The sequence below is a fragment of the Lunatimonas sp. genome (genome assembly GCF_020832325.1).
Classification (GTDB): Bacteria; Bacteroidota; Bacteroidia; order Cytophagales; family Cyclobacteriaceae; genus Lunatimonas.
On record NZ_JAFIEU010000013.1, the window covers coordinates 126,453 to 149,853 of the forward strand.

Annotated in this window: 16 protein-coding genes; 10 read left to right on the plus strand and 6 right to left on the minus strand. The window is 49.5% G+C overall.

Annotated features, from left to right (window positions below; all coding sequences use genetic code 11):
• Positions 1-46: 46 nt before the first annotated feature.
• The gene (locus JJU34_RS04765) at positions 47-448 is read right to left on the minus strand and encodes a hypothetical protein (RefSeq protein WP_228691179.1); all 402 of its coding nucleotides are present in this window, start codon (positions 446-448) and stop codon (positions 47-49) included.
• Between the two features lie 179 nt (positions 449-627).
• Here JJU34_RS04765 and JJU34_RS04770 point away from each other — a divergent pair, with 179 nt between their 5' ends.
• The 6 genes from JJU34_RS04770 (at position 628) to JJU34_RS04795 (ending at position 9,076) form a co-directional block, all read left to right on the plus strand.
• Positions 628-2,538, plus strand: a complete 1,911-nt coding sequence (locus JJU34_RS04770) for a sulfatase (RefSeq protein ID WP_228691180.1) — start codon at positions 628-630, stop codon at positions 2,536-2,538.
• Between the two features lie 459 nt (positions 2,539-2,997).
• Positions 2,998-4,200 carry a DegT/DnrJ/EryC1/StrS family aminotransferase gene (locus JJU34_RS04775; protein ID WP_301005322.1) on the plus strand — a complete coding sequence of 401 codons (1,203 nt, stop codon included), beginning with the start codon at positions 2,998-3,000 and terminating at the stop codon, positions 4,198-4,200.
• A 170-nt stretch (positions 4,201-4,370) separates the two neighbouring features.
• Positions 4,371-5,555 (plus strand): hypothetical protein, encoded by a 1,185-nt coding sequence (locus JJU34_RS04780; RefSeq protein WP_228691181.1) that lies wholly within the window; start codon positions 4,371-4,373, stop codon positions 5,553-5,555.
• The gene (locus JJU34_RS04785) at positions 5,552-6,688 is read left to right on the plus strand and encodes a hypothetical protein (RefSeq protein WP_228691182.1); all 1,137 of its coding nucleotides are present in this window, start codon (positions 5,552-5,554) and stop codon (positions 6,686-6,688) included. The genes JJU34_RS04780 and JJU34_RS04785 overlap by 4 nt, the downstream gene beginning before the upstream one ends.
• A gap of 289 nt (positions 6,689-6,977) precedes the next feature.
• The gene (locus tag JJU34_RS04790; RefSeq protein WP_228691183.1) at positions 6,978-7,985 is read left to right on the plus strand and encodes a Gfo/Idh/MocA family oxidoreductase; all 1,008 of its coding nucleotides are present in this window, start codon (positions 6,978-6,980) and stop codon (positions 7,983-7,985) included.
• A gap of 65 nt (positions 7,986-8,050) precedes the next feature.
• The gene (locus JJU34_RS04795; protein ID WP_228691184.1) at positions 8,051-9,076 is read left to right on the plus strand and encodes a Gfo/Idh/MocA family oxidoreductase; all 1,026 of its coding nucleotides are present in this window, start codon (positions 8,051-8,053) and stop codon (positions 9,074-9,076) included.
• 6 nt (positions 9,077-9,082) lie between these two features.
• Here the strand turns inward: JJU34_RS04795 and iolG are convergent, their stop codons facing one another.
• Complete coding sequence (iolG, locus tag JJU34_RS04800) at positions 9,083-10,075, minus strand: inositol 2-dehydrogenase (protein WP_228691185.1); 993 nt, start codon at positions 10,073-10,075, stop codon at positions 9,083-9,085.
• A gap of 118 nt (positions 10,076-10,193) precedes the next feature.
• On the opposite strand from iolG, the gene JJU34_RS04805 reads away from it, so the two are divergent.
• The 4 genes from JJU34_RS04805 (at position 10,194) to JJU34_RS04820 (ending at position 16,469) form a co-directional block, all read left to right on the plus strand.
• Positions 10,194-13,220, plus strand: a complete 3,027-nt coding sequence (locus tag JJU34_RS04805; RefSeq protein WP_228691186.1) for a PSD1 and planctomycete cytochrome C domain-containing protein — start codon at positions 10,194-10,196, stop codon at positions 13,218-13,220.
• 4 nt (positions 13,221-13,224) lie between these two features.
• Entirely contained in the window at positions 13,225-14,688 is a 1,464-nt protein-coding gene (locus JJU34_RS04810; protein ID WP_228691187.1) for a DUF1501 domain-containing protein, read from the plus strand.
• A 5-nt stretch (positions 14,689-14,693) separates the two neighbouring features.
• A complete protein-coding gene (locus JJU34_RS04815; protein ID WP_228691188.1) occupies positions 14,694-15,146 on the plus strand; it encodes a DUF1569 domain-containing protein in 453 nt (150 codons plus the stop codon).
• An 87-nt stretch (positions 15,147-15,233) separates the two neighbouring features.
• Positions 15,234-16,469, plus strand: a complete 1,236-nt coding sequence (locus JJU34_RS04820; protein ID WP_228691189.1) for a M14 family zinc carboxypeptidase — start codon at positions 15,234-15,236, stop codon at positions 16,467-16,469.
• Positions 16,470-16,532: 63 nt separating this feature from the next.
• Here JJU34_RS04820 and JJU34_RS04825 read toward each other — a convergent pair whose 3' ends face one another.
• The 4 genes from JJU34_RS04825 to JJU34_RS04840 all read right to left on the minus strand — a co-directional run bounded on the left by JJU34_RS04825 (position 16,533) and on the right by JJU34_RS04840 (position 23,240).
• Positions 16,533-17,468: an FKBP-type peptidyl-prolyl cis-trans isomerase gene (locus JJU34_RS04825; RefSeq protein ID WP_228691190.1), complete on the minus strand. Its 936-nt coding sequence runs from the start codon at positions 17,466-17,468 to the stop codon at positions 16,533-16,535.
• 16 nt (positions 17,469-17,484) lie between these two features.
• The gene (locus JJU34_RS04830; protein WP_228691191.1) at positions 17,485-18,651 is read right to left on the minus strand and encodes a VCBS repeat-containing protein; all 1,167 of its coding nucleotides are present in this window, start codon (positions 18,649-18,651) and stop codon (positions 17,485-17,487) included.
• Between the two features lie 66 nt (positions 18,652-18,717).
• The gene (locus tag JJU34_RS04835; protein WP_228691192.1) at positions 18,718-21,804 is read right to left on the minus strand and encodes a PVC-type heme-binding CxxCH protein; all 3,087 of its coding nucleotides are present in this window, start codon (positions 21,802-21,804) and stop codon (positions 18,718-18,720) included.
• 200 nt (positions 21,805-22,004) lie between these two features.
• Positions 22,005-23,240, minus strand: coding sequence for a PQQ-dependent sugar dehydrogenase (locus JJU34_RS04840; RefSeq protein WP_228691193.1), 1,236 nt, complete (start codon positions 23,238-23,240; stop codon positions 22,005-22,007).
• Between the last annotated feature and the right edge of the window lie 161 nt (positions 23,241-23,401).

The following is a 23,401-nucleotide window of genomic DNA, read 5'->3' on the forward strand; positions in this document are numbered from 1 at the left end:
GGTGGTTGGATTGTGTTTATCTCCGAACGTCTTTCGCTGCGCGTGATTACAGGGTGTATACATAGTCCCTGCGTAGGACTTCTACTTGAAGTTGATTCTGAGAGGTTGGGGAAATCTTCCACTCTTGGATTTCGGTGCCGCCCCAAAAGGGAGACTCCCAGGTTAAAATATCTCCGTCTAGACGCCAGGTTCCTTCGTAATCTTGGGTTACGATCGGTGGTGTGGCACACCATCCACTAAGGGTACGGTTGATCATCTTGCCGTTAGGCAAGAACCGGTAGCCATAGGTGTTGGAAGGAATATCCGAAACCTGTTGTATGGTAAGTCCCTGATCCAAACGTTCTACCTGAACCCATGATCCAATGGGTAGGGGTCCGGAAAGATCTTCCTCCTGTACGCACGCAAAAAATGCCCCAACAATTAATGTCCACATCATGCTCGATTTCATAAGTTCGATTTTTTTGGTTTTCTCCATGACGTAGTTTAGAGGTAGGTTGTTGAGCAGTCCAGAGAATTTCCACCATTTTTTTCGTACATGATTCGGTAATTTCACGCAAAACAGGTAGTTTGTCGATCATACCTGTGCTTCGGCGCCATCAAACGTATTGTGAAACCCGCTCTCTTCCAATGAATCCAATCCAACCAAACCTATTTCTGACCTTTTTATTGGTCTTTGTTGTGGTCTTTGAGCACGCCAAGGATCCTCGTATCCAAGAAGTAAATCAACCGGTTCAGCTAGCTACAAGGTCACAGAGCCCGTCCGTTCCCAATATTGTCTTTCTGATCTCAGAAGATAATTCCAAACATTTTATGGACCTGTTTGATCCCTTGGGAGTAGAAATACCGGCGATTCGAGGAATGGCGGAGCAGGGAATTACCTTCACGCACGCCTTTTCCAATGCGCCGGTTTGCTCGGTGGCCAGAAGTACGTTGATTACCGGTACCTTGGCTACTAGAACTGGCATGCACCTGCACCGGAAGATTGAATTGGTACCCATGCCTGACGGTCTGGAGATGTTTCCAGCTTACCTTCGAAAGGCAGGATACTATACAACCAACAATGCGAAAAAGGATTACAATGCGCTGGAAGGACCCGGTGTATGGGATGCCTCCTCCAATCAGGCTAGCTGGCGGGATAGGACCTCACCTGATCAGCCCTTTTTTCATCAGGAAACGTTTATGGAGTCGCACGAGAGCAGGCTCCATTTTAGCCGGGAGCTGATGGGTACCTACCAACCAGCAGATTCACCTGCCTCGGTTCTATTGGCGCCGCATTACCCGGATACGCCGATTTTCCGGTTTACCACCGCTTACCATAGGGATAAAATTAGGGAAATAGACCGCTGGGTGGGAGAGACCCTGCGCAAGCTCGATGCTGACGGAGAGTTGGAAAATACATTTGTGTTTTATTTTGGAGATCACGGAGGGGTACTACCTGGCAGCAAGGGCTACCTATACGAGACAGGGCTTCATGTGCCTTTGGTGGTTAGGATACCAAAGAATTACAGACACTTGGTAGATACAAACCCGGGAGAAGAGCAGCATGGGTTTGTGAGCTTCATTGATTTTGCACCAACGGCCCTTTCCTTGGCGGGGATTGACATTCCGTCGCAAATGGATGGCAGCGCTTTTTTGGGAGCGGAAGTTCGAAGCAGGGAGGTGGAGGCAAGGGACGAAACCATCGGTCATGCGGACCGGTTTGATGAGAAATATGACATGGTGAGGTCACTTCGCAAGGGGAAGTACAAGTATATCAGAAGTTACCACCCGTTTTATCCCGATGCCCTACAAAACAACTACCGCTATAAGATGCTGGCTTTTTCTGAGTGGAGAGAAATGCACAAAGATGGCAGGCTGGATTCACTTCAGGCGCGGTTCTTCTCGCCAAAGCCGGTGGAGATGTTGTTTGATGTGGAGGAAGATCCCTTTGAAATTCGAAACCTAGCCAATGAGGCTTCCTTTAAGCCAAAATTGCAGCAACTGCGACAGCGGTTAAACGAGGTATTGTTGGAAAAAAGCGACTTAGGCTTTTTACCCGAAAGCCAACTGGTAGCAAATGCTATAGAGGATCCCGTGGCCTACGGCAGGAATTATCATAGTCAGTTAAGAAAGTTATTGGAAATCAATGATTTGGGTACGTACTCGTTTGAAGAGGCTCAGGGTCCTTTGCAGCATTTTTTGGATGCAGGCACTCAGCTGGAAAAATACTGGGCCATTACGGTTGCATCTGGGTTTGGTGTTGAGGCGGTGCCATTAGCTTCTTCTATCGGAAAACTAAGGCAAGACGAGGATAAAATGGTGGTGTTAAGAGCCATTGAGTTTATGGGAATAGCCGCTGAAGTAGATCCCGTTGCAGATCTGATCGAATTGATAAACGGGACAACGGACCCGGTAGAAGTCCTGCTTGCATTGAACACGCTGGTGTATTTCCGCGATCACACACCCTTTGGTAAAACGCTCGATGCCGCGACGGTAAAGCCGATAGCTACCAACGAGGAGGTAAGCAGAAGGATCGCCTATTTGGTCGGCACATGGTAAGTAGGACGATAATAGTTTTCTGCCAATTCAGTAGACAAAGTAAAGATGTGATTTTTTCTTTATCCTAATCCGATATTTTGTCACCTCAACTGTGATCGTTTACTTTAAATTGTCCAAAAAGAAGTAGATGAACCTTTTATGAATTAACTTTATATGAAAGGTCTTTTGGAAGAGACTTGAGACCTGGTTGATATTTTTGTCTTGCAGTTAGGCGTACCAAGGTCAGTAAAGGTGTAGGCAGCATCATTGCAAGAAACAAATCCAGTAAAAAAGCAAGGAAATAGCTCTCATATATGTGCCTTTTTATAAAAAATCCTTGTCTGAACCATAATACTAAAAAAAAATTACTTACTTAGTACTTATAGAATTGGAGAGTTCATTTTGAACTTGTTTTTCCGGTAGAGGTTATTATTTCACTTACCTTGGAGATCACTATGTAACCAATTTATTGTTTATCCTATGCAAAAGACGGACGACAATCTCTGTATCATTTCACCCCAATACGTAATGCCGGAGATTAGACTGTCCTCTCCCCACATGGGTGGCAAGGAGATTACGTTTGTTCAGCAAGCATTTAATACCAATTGGGTTGCTCCTCTTGGGCCAAATGTCGATGCGTTTGAGGATAGGATAGTGAAGCATACGGGTTGTGGACATGCCGCAGTCCTTAATTCAGGTACTGCCGCGCTACATTTAGCATTGGTGTTGTTGGGCGTTGGTGTTGATGATTTGGTAATCTGCCAGTCCTTTACATTTTCAGCTTCTGCAAATCCAATTCGTTATCAGGGTGCTGTTCCGGTTTTTGTGGATTCAGAGACCGAAACCTGGAATATGTGTCCACAAGCGTTGGAGGATTCAATCAAAAGATGCCTTGCTGGCCGGGTAGGTTCAGGGCCGAAGATGCCTAAGGCCATAGTTACGGTGGATCTCTATGGGATGCCAGCAAAGATGAACGAAATCCGTGAAGTGGCTGATCGTTTTGGGATACCCATTATTGAAGACGCCGCGGAGGCCCTGGGCTCCACCTATGAAGATAAATTTTGCGGCACATTTGGGGATATTGGAATTTTCTCCTTTAACGGCAACAAGATAATTACCAGTAGCGGGGGAGGAGCGTTGGTGAGCAAGAAGGAACAGTTTGTTAAGAGAGCCCGTTTTTTGGCTACTCAAGCTCGGGAAGATTACGCCCACTATGAACACCGTGAGCTTGGCTATAATTATCGAATGAGTAATATTTCGGCTGGTATTGGCCGTGGGCAAATGGAAGTGCTCGCTGAACGGGTAGACCAGCGCAGGCATAATTATGCATGTTATAGGGAGGCGTTGGAAGGGTATCCAGGTTTAGAGTTTATCGATGAGCCAAAAAAAGCCTTTTCCAATCGATGGCTAAGTACGCTTTTATTTCGTCCAAGACAAACCGGGGGTATCAGCCGGGAGGATGTTCGAGTTGGACTTCAAAAAGAAAATATCGAATCAAGGCCGCTTTGGAAGCCCATGCATATGCAGCCGGTGTTTTCGGACATGCCTTACATAGGAGGGAGCGTAGCTCAGGATCTTTTCCTAGATGGTTTATGTCTGCCCAGTGGGTCGAATCTATCCAAGGAGGAGCGCGATCGGGTAATCTGCGGCGTACGTAACGTTCTTGAAAGGCGAAATACATAGAATTTCTGCGTTTTTGGGAGTTTACTGGCGATGTGTGACTAGAAGTTTAGCGAATCTTATAGTTTGTATGTTTGATCTAACCTCTCTCAAAAGCCGATTTTTCTAAAAAGCGGTCTTAAATTCCATCTCTTAAGTCCATTCGTTTGATCTGAAAAGCCACTTTAAATCCCATGAACCGACGATTCATATTCTCTTTTATTCTAGGGGCATTATTCGGGTGCGCCACTCCAAAGGAGGAGGGGCTTGGGTTTATGGACACCTTTTCGTTTGAGGTTGTAGATTCGTTGGAGTTAGACATCCTCGGTGATCCGACCATGATTGGCGTGAATGCGGCCATGGACAGGTGGGTATTTTATGATTTTCCGGGCAAAGAGTTTGTTTTTACGGACCAAACGGGCACGGTCGTTAGCCGGTTTTCGAAAAGGGCAGATACGCCGGATGCCTTTGGCTTTCTGTTGGAGTTTCCGGTTTTTTTGAATGACCGCCAGGTTGCGCTGACTGGTATGCGAGGTGTCTTTATTTACGATCTACAAGGTCACCTGATCAAAAAGCTAAGCCATCCGGAGTCGCTGGGTAGTGCCGGTTTTATGAGTTTTCCGGGCAAGGGGATGAAGACGGTGACGCTGGATGGACAGCCTTTTCTTATAGGTAAATCGGTGCGAACGAGAAACACCTTTCCTGGAGAACAGGCGTTTTACGATCGGTTCCGGGCGTTGGAATTGATCGATGTAGTTAATGAGCGTTTTATGGAGATCGTTCCCTTTGAAGGGGGAAGTCAGTTTTTGGACGGGAATGGCTACTATGAAAGTGACTATGCCCCCGCCTACGAGGTCTCCGGAAATAAACTGTATGTTGCGTTGGGTGGAGAAAATCGGTTGCATGTGTATACGCTGCTTTCGTCAGGGGCCGCACTTGACACCATCGTGCAGTTGCATATCCCTGGTTTTACCAAACTTCCTGCAACCTCCCGGGAAGAATTTTCTCAAGGTACGATAACGATCAAAGGAAATACTCCAGCCACACGGAACATACACCTGGTGGATGGAAACGTATTGGTACATTACTATGGCGGTATTCCGGAAGAGACCATGAACGTACTCGAAGGCTTGTGGCTATCCGGGGACGAAGAAGAGGCCGAACGGCAGTATAGTGAAGCGGAAAAGGAAGTCAATCAGGGAGTTTTGGTTTTGGATCAAGAGACCTTGACCCATAAGGGTATACTTAAATTTCCTGACGGGACGAATAAACGTGGCTTCGCATCAGGGGGAGGATATGTATGGATGGAAAGATTGCCCGATGAGGAAAACGAGGAGGATTTTTTGAGAATTTACAAAGTTAAAATGGTATCCAGATGACCAATTTTCGAAGTGTTCTTCTAGTCAGTGTTTTGATTGCTTTGTATGCTTGTTCTGAGCAGGACAAATCCGTGACGCCGCTTTCCGATTCCAATGAGTGGGAACTCGTGATAGTTGATTCGATTCAGGTAGATTACCTGGGAGATATAAGAGGTGGTTATTTTTCCGAAGGAATCGGGTTGATTAAGAATATTTCCGGCAGTCACCTGATCAAATTCGATTCCCTCGGTACTATTTTGGTGAAAAAGGAATTTCCTCAAGAAGGACCTGGATCTATTAGGTGGTTAGAATCGTTGGTGCAACATGATGGGGAGTATTTTGGCACTACTTCATTTAACGATATATATCATTTCGATGGCGACCTTAATCTAAAGGAGCGTTTGAAAATGCCGTTCACAGGGGAAAGCAGAGGTGGTGCCTACAACCGTAAGGACATTGCGGTTTGGAAGGAGAGAATACTGCTATGGTATCCTGGACGCGATGGGGTTAGCCCATATATGGACCATTTTTATAGAGACTATCCTCTTTTGGAGTTGTATGATCCCCATACAGGAACATCACAACCCGTTGTCCGGACACCTCCTACATCGAAGTTCAGCACAGACGAGTTTTTTGGTCGTCCTACCGTGAATTTCACGCTGCAAAACGACAGTTTGTACGTGACGTTTTCCAATGAGCCCATACTGCATGTCTATGCGATGGGCGATAGTGTCCGTTGGGTAAGGAGTATGGATATGGAACCTACTGACTTCAAAGTATTGCCCGGGCAGCGCACACCAGTGACCTACCAAGAAATGATTAAAATGCACGAAGCTCAGATTTACGGCGTGTTTTCAGATCCGAACCATGTCATGGTTACTTATTTTGGGGGTATTGATAGTGAGACGTTTGTGAATAATGATTTAAAGGAAAGGGAAAATTTTTCCCGTTATCCTGAATTCCGTAAGAATTACCTCAAAATTTATCGGCCGGGAACTGGCTGGTCCAACGAGGTGCTCATCCCTTCAAAAATCAAACTCATCTTGAATATCGAATCTATGGAAAACCCATTTTACGCCCTCAGGGATGACGACTTTGTGGGACAGGAGCAGGATTACCTTACCTTTTACAAACTTCAACTCGTCTCTAAGTGAAAGGGTGTCGCGACGATAACGCTAACTGACATGAATCTAGCTTCTTATTTCTCCCGATTATGCCTAAAATGATATATGCTGCGCGATATACGTGGATATATGCCTTCGGCGATATATTGGGTCACGTTTATGAGGTTAGGATTGCTCCGGTTTCGTGGTTTTGGAAAGGATGCAGGATCGTAAATTCAGCGAATCTCACATCTTATGTCTTAAATCTTCCGTCTCTGTAAAGCAACAATTCCCAACCCACATTTGCGGCATAGGCAAACATTTTTGTAAGTTTAAGGCTATGATAGAATTTACGGACAAGGAAGTACGCTGGGGCGTGCTAGGGGTAGGGGCAGTTTGTGAACGCAAAAGTGCTCCAGCTATGCAAAAAGTGGCCAATTCCCGGTTGGTTGCCGTGATGCGACGGGACGCTGATAAAGTCCGCGACTATGCTCAGCGGCATGGTGTAAGTAAGTGGTATGATGACGCAGATGCGCTCATTGCCGATCCCGAGGTCAATGCCATCTACATCGCTACCCCGCCCAACGCACACCTGGAGCTCACCCGAAAAGCTGCTGCGGCTGGAAAGCCGGTGTATGTGGAAAAACCCATGGCACGTACCCATTCCGAATGTCTGGAGATGATACGTGTTTGCGAAGCGGCAGGAGTGCCTCTTTTCGTTGCCTACTACCGGAGAACCCTGCCCAATTTCCTGAAAATCAAATCCCTGCTCGACTCCGGTGCGATCGGTGACCTGCGCTATGTGCAGGTACTGATGAATCAACCCGCCCACCCGGATGTAAAGACAGGTTCGGATGAAAACTGGCGAATCAATCCCGATATATCTGGAGGAGGGTATTTCTATGACCTAGGGTCCCATCAGCTTGACTTTCTCGATTACCTGTTGGGTCCGGTAAAATCTGTCCGGGCGTTGGCCAGAAATCAAGCCGGCTGGTATGGGGTGGAAGATATCGTTTCGGCCAGCTTCGAATTTGAAAATGGCGTGATGGGCTCCGGGGTCTGGTGTTTTGCTTCTTCCGAGTCTGCTAAGACGGATATGACTACCTTGGTCGGATCCAAAGGACAGATTAGTTACCCCTCTTTTTGGGACACCTACGTGGATCTTAAAACAGATGCAGGGGCAAGCGAGCGGTTTACGTTTGAGATGCCCGAAAATATCCAATATTTCCTGATCACCTCCATCGTACAGGAGCTGCTGGGAAATGGAACCTGCCCGAGTACAGGATACAGTGCTGCCCGTACCAACTGGGTGATGGAGGAAATGACCGCTTCCATGAGAAAGGTCTAAGGGAGCGTGCATTCCTATAACGACAAGAATCAATTTTCATCAATAATAACCTACCCTCGATAATTATGAGTAAGAAAGAACTTGGATTTGGAATCATCGGAACAGGAGCCATTGCCGGCATGCATGCGGCGGCGATCAACGCTTGCGAAAACGCAAGACTGGTAGCTGTATGCAGTTCAACGGCCGAAAGGGCCCGTCAGGCAGCCGACAAGTTTGGGGTGCCGTCTGATTATCAAATCGAGGAGTTTCTAAAACGTAAAGACATAGACATTGTAGCCATCTGTACGCACAGTGGGAACCACCTTGAGCCAGCCATTGCGGCAGCTGCTGCGGGTAAGCATGTGCTGCTTGAAAAGCCCATCGAGGTGAGCTTGGATAGAGCCGATCAACTCATAGCAGCCTGTGAACGAGCAGGAGTGAAGCTGGGCGTAATCTTCCAAAACAGACTGAAGCCCGGTTATCTGAAGCTGAAGCAGGCCGTGCAGAATGGAATGTTGGGCAGACTCCTGATGGGTACGGCAGCCATTAATTGGTACAGGGATCCTTCCTACTACAGTGGCAGCGACTGGAAAGGAACCCTAAAAGGAGATGGAGGGGCAGCACTGATCAATCAGGGAGTTCATACCATCGATCTACTGTTAGATGTAATGGGCGAAGCCCAATCTGTATTCGGGCAGGTTAAAACGGTCGTACACGCGATAGAGGGAGAAGATTTGGGAGCGGCGCTAGTGAGTTTTAAGAATGGAGCCATAGGAACCATTACCGGTGGCACAGCGCTCTATCCAGGGAATCCCGAGCGGTTGGAAGTGTATGGAGAAAAGGGAAATATTATCCTGGAAGCTGGAAAGATCGTGGTATGGAACGTACCTGGTAGCGATGCAGGCTTGCCGGATTCAGACGTGGGTGGAAGTGGCGCTTCCGACCCCATGGCCATTGATTTTCGCCTACATCAGGGACAGGTAGAGGACATGGTGCTTGCCGTAATCGACAACCGTGAGCCAATGGTCACTGGTAAGGATGCCCGGCGTTCCCTGGAGCTAATCTTAGGAATTTACGAGTCATCAAAAAGTAATTTACCGGTTAGATTTTAGTGGCTTTCACGCCAACCTCACCGGCCGGTTTTGGGCGATGGAACGCATAGCCGCTTCAGCTATTTCCATCGCCTTTAATCCGTCATATCCGGTGGCAGCCATGGGCTTGCCTGCGGTCAGTGCCTCAAAGAAAGCAGCCAATTCCAATCGATAGGATTCCGCGTAGCGATCCATAAAGAAGTCGAGGTTTTTGCCCTCCAACGTTCCCAGTGGACCGGACAAGAGGGTGCTGGTTTTGACAGGATTCTCAATTCGGATCATCCCGTTGGATCCGAATACTTCCATGCGTTGATCGTAGCCATAGGAGGTTTCCCGGCAGTTTTCGATGGTAGCAATGGCCCCATTGGAAAAGGTCAGCATTATGGAGGCAAAATCGATGTCTCCCGCTTCTTTGATTTCATCGCTGACCAAATTTGCGCCCCGCGCATATACCTCAACCACTTCGGCCCCGACTTGGTACCTTGCCATGTCAAAATCATGAATGGTCATGTCCATGAGCATGCCGCCGGACCGCTTTATATAGCTCAGGGGAGGAGGACCTGGATCCCGGCTGATCAGGCGCAAGGAGCGTATGCTGCCCAGTTCTCCCGAATCAATCAGCTGCTTTGCCTCTGCAAAACTTGGATCAAACCGTTGGTTGAAAGCTAGCATCAGTGGAACGCCGCATTCCTCCACCAGGGCCAGTGTTTGCCGTACCCTATCTAGGGAAAGGTCCAGCGGCTTTTCACAAAAAATAGCCTTACCGGCCTTTGCCGCCTGCTCCACATAGGTAGCATGACTGTCTGTTGCAGAGCAGACTAAAATGGCATCAATGTCGGTATGCGCTATTAGCTCGCTAGCATCATTAGTCACCATAGGAACGCCTAGTTGCGAAGCATAGTTTCTCCCGGATTGGGAGGGATTCATGGCGCCTAGGACATTGATTTCGCGAAAATGTGTCAAACAGTTTTGCAGGTGGATTTTTCCGATTCGTCCGATTCCAATAATACCGATGTTCATATTTTCGTTTGTTTGCCCTAAAAATAGCCTTTTTTTCGCTTTTTGGATAAAAGGCATGGACTTTTGATGGATTAAGCCATAACTTAGAGAATTAACAAAAAGCTCCAATTTAATCGGCATGTTTTTCCCTAAATCCGTATACCTTATCTTCCAGCGACTTGCAATTGGTTGTTTTTTACTGGCCTTAGGGGTAGGCTGTGGTGAAAGCACCCCCATATCTTCCTCTGATTTGCCGGAAGTGGTGGACTTTAATTTTCACATTAAGCCCATTTTGGTGCAGAAATGCTACCTCTGCCACGGACCGGATCCCAGCAGCCGCGAGGCGGATCTCCGGCTGGATATATTTGAGGGAGCTACTGGGAAACTGGAAAATGGAAAGCGGGCGATTGTACCGGGCAAACCCGGAAAATCCTACCTCTTGGAGCGGATCACCCATCATGATTCCGAGTTGCGCATGCCACCGCCCGCCACCAATCAGGAGGTGACACCTGAAGAGGTCGCGCTGATTGAAAAGTGGATCAAACAGGGCGCTGAATACAAGCCCCATTGGGCCTTTGTGGCCCCGGACCCCACCAATTTTCAACGCTTTGAAGGTATGGCGATTGCCGATGCCATTGATACCCTTGTGCGTGAAAAGCAACGGGAGAAGGGTTTGACAGCGTCGGCGACGGCCGATAAACAGGCTTTGATTCGCAGGCTATCCTACGTACTCACTGGATTGCCCCCGACGATGGAAGAGTTAGCGGCCTTTTTGTCAGACGATTCTCCACAAGCGTATGCCAAGCTGGTAGATGGCTACCTTGCTTCCCCGGCTTACGGAGAGCGTTGGGCCAGGCATTGGATGGACGTGGTGCGGTATGCGGAAACCCGTGGACACGAATTTGACTATGCCATCCAAGGGGCTTGGCGGTATCGGGATTACCTAATTCGCGCCTTCAATGCCGACGTTCCTTACGATGCATTTGTTAAGGAACAATTGGCCGGAGATCTCCTGGAGTCGCCTAGGGTTCATCCAGAGACCCGCACCAACGAGTCGGTATTGGGTACCTTGTTTTTTACCTTGGGAGAGGGGACCCACAGCCCCGTGGACACCCGAAAAGATGAATCCGACCGCATCGATAACATGATCGACGTGACAACCAAGGCGTTTCAGGCTTTGACAGTTGCTTGCGCCAAATGCCACGACCATAAGTTTGACCCCATTCCCACGGCAGATTACTACGCGTTGTATGGAATCATGGAGGGGACCCGCTTCTCTCCCCAGCCTGCCCATCAGTTGGAAACCCGAAAAGTAACGCTCCAAGAGGCCCAAAAGCTCCAAGCCCACATTCGAAAGCAATTTGCCTCTTCTTGGCAGCCTATTCAAGGAGAGTCCTCGCCTTTTCAGCTCACCTCCTTCGACGACTGGAACACCACACCCGCTGCCGATGTAAAGGTATTGGGTGATTTTCGGGGACAGGATTTCGGTGGCTGGAAGAGCGACGGAATGGCCTTCGGTCCAAAAACCACCCTAGGTAATCCGGTATTGACCGCCGACGGAAAGTCTCTGGAAAGGCTGGAGGAAGGTATGGCATCCAGTCGCTATTTCGGGACGGGTAAATTTGGCGTGCTGCGCTCGCCCGATTTTACCATAGATTCCCAGTTTCTAGGGGTAAAAGCTAGGGGAAGCTTGGGGACCATCCGTGTGGTGATGGATAATTTTCAACTGATTCAATATCCGATCTATGGAGGCATGAGCCAATCCGTCGGTTCGGAGGAGTGGAAGGAGTTGGTTTTTGACGTGGGGCAATGGAAAGGACACAAGGCCTATTTGGAAATATTGCCAGGCCGGTTTCAGTCTCACAATTACATTCAGGGAGAACAGGATTATGTAGAGGTGCAGTATGCGATTTCCTTTGACAATAGCTGGCAAGAACCTTCGCTTACGCCTTCCAGGCCATCCGGTTCGGTGGGTTCCATGATAAAAGATTGGGTCGAGTTTAAATCCGGAGCGGAGGAAGTGCAGGCGCTCAATCGGTGGGTAAGTCAGGCAAAGGGAGCCAAGTCGCTTGAAGGCCTGGATAATCTGAATCGGCAATGGTTGGATTTGACCGGGTCGGTCAAAGACACCGTCTATTTTAGCGGTGTCACCGAAGGCTTTAAAACAGAAAGTCCGGTGTTTATCCGGGGCAGCCATACTGAGCTTTCTCCGGAAAAGGTTCCCCGCCGCTTCCTCCCTGACATCACTTCGAGCAAGCCGGCATTTATGGAAGTAGGGAGTGGACGTGTAGAGATGGTGGAGGCCTTGCTTTCACGGGAAAATCCGTTGACAGCCCGTGTTATGGTTAACCGTATTTGGCACCACCTATTTGGCAGGGGCATCGTGGAGACGGTAGATAATTTTGGTTTGCAGGGAAAATTACCCAGCCATCCGGAGTTGCTGGACTATCTGGCTCTTTCCTTTGTGGAACAGGGCTGGTCTGTCAAGGAACTGATTCGGGCGATGGTAATGACGGAGACCTTTCAGCGGTCCTATCAACCGGTGGAGTCGTCTAAGACACAGGATCCAGAAAACCTGTACCTGTCGAGCTATCCGGTCAGACGACTGGAGGCAGAGGCCATTCGGGATGGCATGTTGCGTGTGGCAGGAAACCTCCGATTGGAGCCTTTTGGAAAGCCGGTCCCCGTCCATCTAACCAGTTTTATGCAGGGTAGGGGGAGGCCTGGCAATTCAGGGCCATTGGATGGAGACGGACGTAGAAGCGTGTATGTGGAGGTGCGGAGAAACTTTGTGAGTCACCTGTTGCAGACCTTTGATTTCCCTACACCCTTTACCTCCTTTGGAAAGCGGGATGTGACCAATGTACCTGCGCAGTCCCTCCTGTTGATGAATGATCCCTTTGTGGTGCGTCAGGCAGAGGTTTGGGCTTCCAAGACCTTGGCTGGCTCCGACCGGTCTATTGCCGAACGCGTGGAGCGGCTATATAGGGAAGCATTTTCCCGTTTGCCCCAGCCAAATGAAATAGAAACGGCGAAGTCATTGCTCTATGCCTGGGGGCAGCGCGAAGGCTTGGTACAGGAGGAAGACATCTTGACCCATCCGGAGGTTTGGGTTTCCTTTTGCCATTCCCTCCTAAATCTGAAAGAATTTATTTATTTGATGTGAAAATATGGAAAGGAAGCCGCTTCACCACCGATTAAACCGGCCCCTTAGCCGGAGGGAAATGTTGGAAGTTTGCAGATGTGGGTTTGGTTCCCTGGCCTTCATGGGCATGATGGGGGGAATGGCGGCAGGCTGTAAGCCAAGCAGCCGGCCGGCTTCGCCCAAGGAGGTTTTGGAGCAGCTGGCTAAAACACCCCATTTTGTACCCAAAGCCAAAAATGTCATTTTTTTGTACATGGATGGAGGAGTGTCTCAGGTAGATTCCTTTGACCCAAAGCCTCGCTTGGAGCGGGAAAACGGCCAAGATCCCAAATTCAAGGTGGATGCCACACAGTTTAATGACAATGGCAAGATATTGATGAGCCCATGGAAGTTTAAGCAGTACGGCGAGTGTGGTATGCCGGTGAGCGAACTGTTTCCGCACATCGCTACCTGCGTGGATGACCTGGCCCTCATCCGGTCCATGGTCTCCAATTTTCCGGAGCATACCAACGCCAATTATTTTCTTCATACCGGCAGTGGTCTTCAGGGAAGGCCCAGTATGGGTGCTTGGATTAACTACGGACTGGGCAGCGAAAACAGTAACCTTCCAGGATACGTGGTTTTGGACGGGGGCTTGATACCGCCTGGAGGGGTGGATAACTTCAAAAACGGTTTTTTGCCGGCCGATTACCAGGCTTCCATCATGAAAGCAGGGGATGAGCCGGTAGCCAATATCAATCCCTACGATGCAGAAGGAAGACCGCAGCGGGAGAAGCTGGATTTTATCCGTGAATTGGATCAGTCCCGCTTGGGTGCAGTGGGTACGGCCGACGCGGTGGAGGCGGCTATCTCCAATTACGAACTTGCTTACCGGATGCAGTCGTCTGTACCTGAATTAACGGAGTTTCAGGCAGAAACGGATGCCACCAAGCGATTGTATGGGCTGTTTTCAGATGACCCAAACACCCGAAACTATGGCGCACAGTGCCTGATGGCCCGAAGACTGGTAGAGCGGGGTGTGAGATTTGTGGAGCTCACCTGCCCCATGGTGGGCCGGGGGGTAGATCGCTGGGATCAGCATTCCAATCTAAAGGATGGGCACGAGCGGAACGCCCATGCAGTAGATCAGCCCATTGCCGGCTTGCTCAAGGACCTGAAATCCAGGGGGCTGTTGGAAGAGACTTTGGTAGTTTGGTCCGGCGAGTTTGGTCGCACGCCCTTTGCACAGGGGAGTGATGGACGGGATCATAACCCTTCCGCCTTTAGTATGTGGATGGCCGGCGCGGGGATTAGAGGGGGCACCATATACGGGCAAACGGACGACTACGGGTATCGGGTGGTTGAGAACCCCGTGAGCATCCATGACCTGCACGCTACAATCCTACATCTGCTGGGTGTGGACCATTTTCACCTAACCTACCATTTTGGGGGAAGGGATTTTCGCCTTACCGATGTGCACGGCAACGTGGTAAAATCGGTGTTAAGCTAACCATTATGCGGAAGACAGTATTGGCAAAGGAGTTTGCAGACACCCTTATCGCTCGTGCGGAGCAGCTTGACGATGCCTGTGTGGCTCTGTGGGGTACGATGACCGTTACCGAGATGCTGCATCATTGCAATGTGACCAATCAGCAGGTCCTTTCCTGGGAGGGCACTGTCCGCCCCGCCACGCTGTGGCAGCGCATCGTCAAATGGTTTAATCTTTACCTTATGCCCCGTTTCCCCAAAAATGTGAAGGGTCCCAAGCGCTATGATATGAAAGGCAAAGTGGATCAGGCTCGCTTCGCCGAAGAGCGGAATCAGTACATCGCCTACCTGCGGAAGTTTCCACATCTTCGAAAGCCCATGTACAGCCCTCACCCCTTTTTTGGTCCGTTGAGCACCAAGGAGTGGGGAATGGTGATTTACAAGCACTTGGATCATCACTTACGCCAGTTTGGGGTTTGAGGCCGGAAGTTTGAATCCATAATACGTTTTTTTTTAGCCTTTACTGGAAGGCTGGAATCTTAAACTCAACCGAATAGGATCGAAGTCATGCGGGTATTCCTGATGTACATATTGTTGATTTCAGCTGCGTCCCTAAGTGCGCAGGAGCATGGAGAGGTTGCTTTAGGCCAATCACCAGGTACACTGCACGTGGACAGCCATTTTGCCGGAGGCAATGTACTGGTAGAAAAGTTAGTAGCAGATACCGTTTATTTCTCCCCGGACCTCAGCGGAACTGCCGGTGAGTGGTTTTATTGGAACTTCCGTGCTGTTCCTTCCGCTCCACAGAAGTGGTATTTCAAAGCGACGAAACCCAATCTATTAACGAATAGGGGAGCGGCCTACTCGTTGGATGGGGGAGCCACCTGGGAGTGGCTGGATAAAAGCGACCACCTTGGCGACCGGCTGTTTTCATTTAGCTTTGAGAGGGCGGATCAAGCGGTGCGTTTTAGCATGGGAATGCCCTATACTCAGGCCCATTTGGAGCGTTTTTTGATAAATTTAACAGCGAGTTCCCAGCTTCAGATCGATCGCCTGTGTATGTCCGAAAGAGGGCGTCCGGTAGAGAAACTGGTGTTGGGTGCTGCCCGAGAACAGGCGGAATTCAAGGTATTGGTGATGGCTCGTGCCCACGCCTGCGAAATGATGGGGAATTATGTGATGGAGGGAATGCTCTCCGCACTGCTAGCTGATAACCCGGCGATGCGCACATTGAGAGAAAAGGCCTCCTTTTGGTTTATTCCTTTTTTGGACAAGGATGGGGTGGAAGATGGTGAACAGGGCAAAAACCGGATTCCCCGCGATCATAACCGGGATTATTCGGGAGAGAGTATCTACGCAAGTACACGTTCCCTTCGAGAGCAAGTACCTGATTGGGTAGAGGATCGGCCCTGGGTGGGTATTGATCTCCATAATCCCTGGATTAAAGGAGAAAACAACGAATGGATTTATTTTGTCGGCAATGCAAATCCCGCAATCTCCAAAGAGCAAGAGCGGTTGGTGGATATTCTTGCCAAAACCCACAGAGGGCCAATGAGGTTTACCCGTGAAGAGGGTTTTCTGCCTTTTGGTGTGGCATGGAATACCGGATCGAATTATGATCAAGGTGCTTCGTTTGGGCAATGGGCTGCTGGGTTTCAGGGGCAAGGGCTGATGATGGCCACCACCCTCGAGTTTCCGTATGCCGTAAATCATGGACAGATCGTAACGGCCGACGGTGCCCGTGCGTTTGGTGTAGATCTCATGTATGCGCTACAGCAATACCTAGGGATCGAAGCGCAGTAAGAAAAGAGCAAAAAAAAGTCCCCGACGTGTGCCGGGGACTTGAACTTTAAGTGATAGGATGCCTTATTTGGCTACGTCCATGATTTCCACGTCGAAAACCAAGATGGAATTTCCAGGTATGTCGGCTCCAGCACCCCGTGAACCATAGGCTAGGGGAGAAGGAATGATGAACTTGGCTTTGTCGCCTTTTCGGAGCAGGCTGAGGCCTTCGTCCCAACCAGGAATAACCTGTCCTACCCCAACTTGCAAGTCAAATGGGCTATATCCTCCTGCCTGATCCCGCTGCTCGCTATAGATATTATTTGCCATGGCTACTTCCTTCATGCTGGTATCAAATAGACTTCCATCGAGTAAGTAACCGGCATAATGAACAGAAGCTTGATTTCCCTCTTCGATCTCGGGTCCCGTTCCTCTTTTTTCGATCACGTAGTATAGGCCTGATTCGGTTTTGGTCGCATCGAGGTTATTCTCAGCTACGTATTGGGCGATGGTTTCAGCTTCCAGCACCAGGCGATCAGCCGCATTGGCATTTTCGGCGTCCATGGCCTTTTGTTGCATTTCGTTGAAGTAGGCCATGATGTTTTCCTCGTCCATCACGTCAAATGCACCTATGCGAATTTTGATGGTTTCGTCAGAAGTCAAAAATGGAGGAACATTATCTTCGAAGACTTTAGCCGCCTTTGCCTCCACCAGAATGCTGTCTCCTTTCTTCAGACCGAGAAATATTTCATCCATAAAATTATTGACCGGGATGGAGTCCGAATACCTCAGGTAGCCGGGCATTCCTTGGTCTGCGGTAGATATAAATACACTGTCCTTGCCGGAAAGTACTTCCAAATTGTAGAGAATGAATTCACCCTCTGCTGGTTTTTGCGTTCCTTTTTTAAGGTAAGTAAATTCCTGCCCATCGGATGTTTTGCCCGTTTCTTTGCAGGAAATTGTCAATCCCATAACAGCAGAGATTGTCAGGTAAAAAAATGGCTTCATTAACTTTTTCATAAGAGATTTAAATTGATTATTTATTTGTTTGACGTTGTTGCTCAAATACAAAAACGCCCTTTTTGTTTGCAACTATGATATCGATTAGACTGTCGTCGGTGATGTCCTGCGTGACCACATGCACGCCAACTCCCGAATCATCGTCTACCTCGTGTCCTACCCAGCTGGGAGTTTCACCTGGCTGAAATTCGTACCAATATACGTAGGGGGTGTCAAATTCTCCTGGGTCAGCACCCATGTGGGCAAAGTATCGTTTTCCGGTGACCAAGTCTAAGTGCCCATCGTTGTTGATATCAACGAGCTCCAGACCATGCGTTTGTGTGAAGGCATCGTCTATATCGTGTGTAACCCATTGTACGTTTCCTTGATCATCTCGAATCTGTTCGTGCCACCACATGCCCAATTGGTGCGCAGAAGTCGAAATAACATCCTGCATTCCGTTTCCGTTCACATCAAAGGCGTACATCTGTGCACAAGCTTCTCCCAACGCTGCCGGGTGAAACACCCATGGTCCGTTGGTAGGGTCTTCGGGAGCTTCCCACCATCCCTCTTTGATGATGATATCCGGCCTTCCGTTGAGGTTCATATCGCCCACTCCCAGCCCATGGGCATATTGGGCGGTACCGGGGCTATTGGGTTCACTGATGACACATTTTTTCCACCTGAGGTCGTTTGGATCGGTAGGGGATTTAAACCATACCATCTCGCCAGTTTCCGGGATACTACCGACCAGGTCTACCCGACCGTCTCCGTCTATATCGTAGAATCCGGCAGATTCATTGCCTAGGCTTTCGGTGATTAGATGCACTTTCCAATGCCCGGACTGGTTTTGTGGATTTTCAAACCACTGAACCTCTTTTCCGGGAAAACCGATTCGCACAAAATCCACCCAACCGTCGTGGTTGACATCCATCCCATAACTAATGAACGCATCGCTGTATCCTTTGTCGTAATAAAACGTTTTGACAGGAGCCAATTCATGCTTTTTCCAATCCGGCGCCTCAAACCAATAGGGTCCTGCCATTACATCTATCAGCCCATCGTTGTTTACATCTCCTACGGCTACCCCCTCGGCGATAAACTCGGTCAGTAGGGTATGTTTTTTGAAGGAAACCTGATCACCAGGCACTGCTTGCGGACCTTTGTCTGCACAGGCACCCAATGTGCCAACAAATATAAGCAAGACAAGGAAAGGATAGCGATTTTTGCGGTTTATTTTTGGACGAGGAAGGTGCATGGGATAGGAGCTTTATTTCACACTTAACAGATAAGCCATCAGGCTGTTGAACTTTTCTTGGTCGAGAGATTCACTAAAGGTGTCTGGCATCAGTGTGATGTTGGAAGCGGTTTGCTCGCGGACATCGTTCTTGGAAATGCTGAATTCCTGCCCATTTTGGTCTGCCAATACAATCACCTGACCCTCTTCTCTGCGGAATAGCCCGGATTTGACCTCTCCATTGGTCAGTCGAAAGTTGTAGGTTCGGAAGTTTTCGGAAATGTTCCGGTTGGGGTCCAGTATTTTTGTGGCCAGTGCATGGATACCCCAGTTGCCGACACCATCCAATTGAGGGCCGATCATGCCGCCCTGCTTATTGACCTGATGGCAAAGGCCACAATTTTCGTCAAAAAGTTGTTTGCCCGAAACGAGCGCTTGTTCTCCGCCTTCAAATCCTTCGATGCGTTTACCGATAAGCTGCTCTCTTTCCTCACTGATGGGTCTGATGTTTGCTGTGAGGAACTCAAAGGCTTCCTGTTGGGAGGTGTTGGCTTGGTTTCTGAATGCTTCCTCCACGTTTCTGGCTTTTAGGATTCTGGCAGGGGCGTGCCCTTCGCGTATATGCATAATCAACAGGGATTTGCCGGGACCTGACCGTGCCAGTTGGGCAGCTATGGCAGTTTGCAGTTCGATGGGAGAATCCTTCAGTCCGGCAGCGAGCAGGGTTCTGGCCTCTGGAGAGGCAGACTGTCCCAAGGTATTAGCTAGTCGCAGACGGAAAGAAGTCTTTTGATCTGAATCCTTCATGAGCTCCGATAAAAAACTCATGTGCGCACTAGGTAAAATCCTTACCAAGGCAAGTGCGGCTTCGCCTCTCAGGCTTTCGGGTACTTCTTCTGCCCGTACCAAGGTTTTTAGCGATTCGGTGTGGGCGGCAAATCGGTACCGGCCCGATGCGCTTACAGCAAATTGGTATTTTTCCTCCTTTTCAGCCGACCAATTTTCCGTCTCTTGGTCCAACCTGGCAAGGGTTTGACTGCTGAGCTCTTTGATCCATGAAATCAGGTAGTTTGGTGCGTCCATACCCCGCTGTTGGATACCGTCCTGAAGGGCAAGGGCCCATTTGTGTGGGGTGATAGTGGTTTCCCGGGATTTTTCGATGGAGAAAGCTACCGCATCCCGCAGTTGGTTTTCCGGTATTGACCTGGATACGCTGCGCACATAGCCCAGCCAACTGTGCTCTGGAACCTTACGATACTTCAGGTAGTCAAACAGATAACTTCCTGCCTCCGGGCTACTGGTATCGGATATGACCAATGCAAGCAGTGCTGCCTGTTCTTCAGGCCAGGCTTCATCTGCCGCCATTCGGATCATCGCGGGGTCGTGCATGTGGGTAAAAAGTGCCATTTTGAGGGTGTAGATCAGATGGGTATCCTCGGGATCGGCCAATTGATGCGCCTGCACCAGTGCTTTGTAAAATGCAGCATGTGGATGCCGGTTTACGGCTTCTCCCGCAGCCCTGCGTACATGGGGATCTTTATCGCTAAGTCCATCCAGTGCCCAACCCCGCTGTTCTTCATCCCACTGTTCCAAGTTGGCGAAAATACGGTAAGCATGTACCCGCACCAACGGTTCCTCGTGATATAGAGCGGCTTTTAATGTGCCCTCTTGGAGGGAACCTAATCGAAAGAGTGCCCATAATACCTGCACCCGATGCGAGGGAGAGGTTTTCTCGTTTGTCAATCGGTCGTTGAGGTCGCTAACGGCCTTTGTACCGTGATAATCTACCAACGCATCGGTGGCGGCTAGTCGCGTATGCAGGATTGGATTTCCCATTTCCTCCAAAATTTCGGCAAGAGCTGCTTTGGACCAGTCCTTTGCAGTACGTTTGTTGCCCTTGTAGGTGATCTTCCAGATCCTTCCACTATTCCGATCCCGGTCGGGATGGTCCAAGGGAACTTCGTAATGCCCAATGATGGGATTGTAAAAATCCGCCACATACATGGCTCCGTCCGGTCCGATCTTGATATCCACTGGTCTAAACCACGGGTCTTTGCTTACTAGAAAATCCCGCTTTCGGGTAGCCCAAGGTGTAGATCCCTTAAACTCCATCACACTGCGGCTGATGCGGCAAGTGACTACGTCGCCTGAGTAAAAGCTGTTTTGGTACTCCTCCGGAAATTGGTTGTCGGTGTAATACACCAACCCAGAAAGTGCGGTGGAGTTAAGCCCATAGTCCATCATGGTGGGGGCGAAACCCATATTGGGATCTTTTTTACCCCATTGGGTATAGTTTCCGCCCCAAATGAGTTGGTAGATGGGCAGGGTATGGCAGTCAGCGGAATAATGGTATCCCCACTCGTCCAAATCAGAACCAAATGGATTGATTCTTCCATCGGTCGTTTTTTCCACTCGGCTACCGTCCATACGGAACCGAAACGTATTTCCTGAGGTCATGGTGATGGAATCTCCATCAGTCCCGGATACGGTAGATATGTTCGAAAATCCGTGCGAGGCATGTATCCAGCCATCCAATCCTCTAAATAGGTTATTCACCATTCCATGTGTATCCCGATGTTCAAAATCCGCGATCAACACTTCCCGCCTTTCGGATCTTCCGTCCCCATTCGCATCGAAAAAGCGGTATACGTTCGGTATACTATAGGCAATGGCCCCGCCCTGTACGGGGATTATGCCTATGGGGATATTTAAATCCTCGGCAAAATGGGTGATCTTGTCGGCTGTACCGTCCCCGTTACTGTCCTCCAAGATACTGATACGGTCGGTACCCTCTCCGGGCCCTGCCTTGATGGGGTATTCACTCGACTGGGTTACCCAAAGGCGTCCACGGTCATCAAAGGCCATGTTGATGGGTTTGCTGATTTCCGGCTCGGAGGCGAAGAGTGTTACTTCAAATCCTGGGGGGAGGATAAAATCTGCCATTTCCTGCTCGGGTGTTTGGAATCCGGTGGTCCGCACGTGCTCGGCGTATATGGGATCCGGTTCTTCTTCTACATAGGCGGTGTCGTAGTCCGCTTCTGAGGGAGATTGGCAGGCAAAAGCCAAAGCCAGCAAACATGCTGGCCAAGGTTTGAGGTTAATTGGGCTGGGGTTGTTCATGGACTGTATAGCAGCAATTTAGGGCCTTGTAAGATCTTAAACATACTGCTAATTCGTCAATTATGCAATAGAAAACCTGCTACTTTGACTGTCGGTGCTAGTAGGGGCCCTAAGCATTCCCAAATCTATCCATTGGTAAAATAGGGGTTTCAGGATCATCCGGTGGGGTGGTTTTTAGAGAGCCTCGGATGATCCTTCGCTCAATCTGCGGCCTGTATCCGGTACAGCGCACCATCTCCTTCGTCGGTTACCAGGTACAGGGATCCATCCGGGCTTTGGCGCACATCCCGTATCCTACCTATTTTTTCGGTCAGCAATGCCTCCTGATGCACCACCTGCTCATCTCTTATTTCCAACCGGTACAGGGTCTCTTTCAGCAGGGACCCGGCAAAGAGCTGTCCTTCCCATGCGGTGATGGACTCGCCTGTATAGAATGTCAGTCCGGAAGGTGCCATGCTTTCTTCCCATACCCACTTCGGCTTAGCTACTCCGGGAGCCTCCTGACCGAGTCCAATTTTTTCATCGGTATCGTATTCTGTCCCGAAGGCAACCTGGGGCCAGCCGTAGTTGGTGCCTTTTTCGATCAAATGCAGCAGATCCCCACCGTTTGGTCCGTGTTCCGTAGCCCATATGCTTCCCGTTTCCGGGTCAATTGCCATACCTTGGTTGTTGCGGTGTCCGTAGCTGTAAATTTCGGGTCGCAGATTGCCAGGAGCTACACCAATAAATGGATTATCATCGGCTGCCCCGCCGTCTTCCTTCAATCGGATTACCGATCCTGCCGGGTCGGTAAGATCCTGGGAGTTCCAACGAAGGCCCCGGTCGCCAATGGTGAACAAAATGGTGCCATCGCCGGGAAGAACAATTCGGGATCCGTAATGCCTGCCGGGATTGGTCCGTGGCACTTGTGCGTAGAGGGTTTCTAAGTCGGTTAGTTTTCCTTTTTCACTGTCTATTCTGGCTCTGGCCAATGCGGTTCCGGTTCCATGACTATGGTCACCTGTGACCGAGTCGTCGTCTCCGGGGCTGGAGTAGGTAAAGTAGATCCAACCGTTTGTTTCATAATCTGGATGAACGGCGATATCCAATAGACCGCCTTGGTTTCCGCCGTCAGGCGCCGAAAGCTGATCTTCATCCGTGTCGATCTTGGGAAGACCCTTTAATTGGGTGATTTTTTCCCCGCTGACTAGGTATAGTTTGCCGGATCTTTCGGTCACTAACATGCTGCCATCCGGCAGAAACCCAACGGCCCAAGGGTGGTTCAGGCCCTGGACCACCTTAGTCAGCGTAATGCTGGCTTCTTCGGTTTCCAAGCGGGTTTCAATGGTTTCATTCACGATTTGTACTTGTGCGAGCCCTTCTGAAGCAAGGTGCAGGAATCCCCAAAAAGTGGCGACCGCTCCGATTAGGGTGTGTTTGAATTTGGTGTCTATCATGGGTAGTCTGGTTTGTTGGTTTGAAATCGCCCAGATAAACTCAAATGCTGTTCCAAACCCTTCCATAACCAAAAAGCCGTTGTCTACCGCTGAGTGTGCTCAGGGAAGACAACGGCGGACTTGCACTGTTTGAGGGTCGGCCTGAGCGGTGTAGATGATCC

What these genes read in the sequence shown, in the direction of transcription:
- JJU34_RS04825 (WP_228691190.1), bottom strand. Translation starts at nt 17,468, where the DNA reads ATGAAAAAGTTAATGAAGCCATTTTTTTACCTGACAATCTCTGCTGTT.
- JJU34_RS04785 (WP_228691182.1), top strand. Translation starts at nt 5,552, where the DNA reads ATGACCAATTTTCGAAGTGTTCTTCTAGTCAGTGTTTTGATTGCTTTG.
- JJU34_RS04835 (WP_228691192.1), bottom strand. Translation starts at nt 21,804, where the DNA reads ATGAACAACCCCAGCCCAATTAACCTCAAACCTTGGCCAGCATGTTTG.
- iolG (WP_228691185.1), bottom strand. Translation starts at nt 10,075, where the DNA reads ATGAACATCGGTATTATTGGAATCGGACGAATCGGAAAAATCCACCTG.
- JJU34_RS04815 (WP_228691188.1), top strand. Translation starts at nt 14,694, where the DNA reads ATGCGGAAGACAGTATTGGCAAAGGAGTTTGCAGACACCCTTATCGCT.
- JJU34_RS04805 (WP_228691186.1), top strand. Translation starts at nt 10,194, where the DNA reads ATGTTTTTCCCTAAATCCGTATACCTTATCTTCCAGCGACTTGCAATT.
- JJU34_RS04840 (WP_228691193.1), bottom strand. Translation starts at nt 23,240, where the DNA reads ATGATAGACACCAAATTCAAACACACCCTAATCGGAGCGGTCGCCACT.
- JJU34_RS04795 (WP_228691184.1), top strand. Translation starts at nt 8,051, where the DNA reads ATGAGTAAGAAAGAACTTGGATTTGGAATCATCGGAACAGGAGCCATT.
- JJU34_RS04770 (WP_228691180.1), top strand. Translation starts at nt 628, where the DNA reads ATGAATCCAATCCAACCAAACCTATTTCTGACCTTTTTATTGGTCTTT.
- JJU34_RS04810 (WP_228691187.1), top strand. Translation starts at nt 13,225, where the DNA reads ATGGAAAGGAAGCCGCTTCACCACCGATTAAACCGGCCCCTTAGCCGG.
- JJU34_RS04775 (WP_301005322.1), top strand. Translation starts at nt 2,998, where the DNA reads ATGCAAAAGACGGACGACAATCTCTGTATCATTTCACCCCAATACGTA.
- JJU34_RS04780 (WP_228691181.1), top strand. Translation starts at nt 4,371, where the DNA reads ATGAACCGACGATTCATATTCTCTTTTATTCTAGGGGCATTATTCGGG.
- JJU34_RS04790 (WP_228691183.1), top strand. Translation starts at nt 6,978, where the DNA reads ATGATAGAATTTACGGACAAGGAAGTACGCTGGGGCGTGCTAGGGGTA.
- JJU34_RS04765 (WP_228691179.1), bottom strand. Translation starts at nt 448, where the DNA reads ATGAAATCGAGCATGATGTGGACATTAATTGTTGGGGCATTTTTTGCG.
- JJU34_RS04820 (WP_228691189.1), top strand. Translation starts at nt 15,234, where the DNA reads ATGCGGGTATTCCTGATGTACATATTGTTGATTTCAGCTGCGTCCCTA.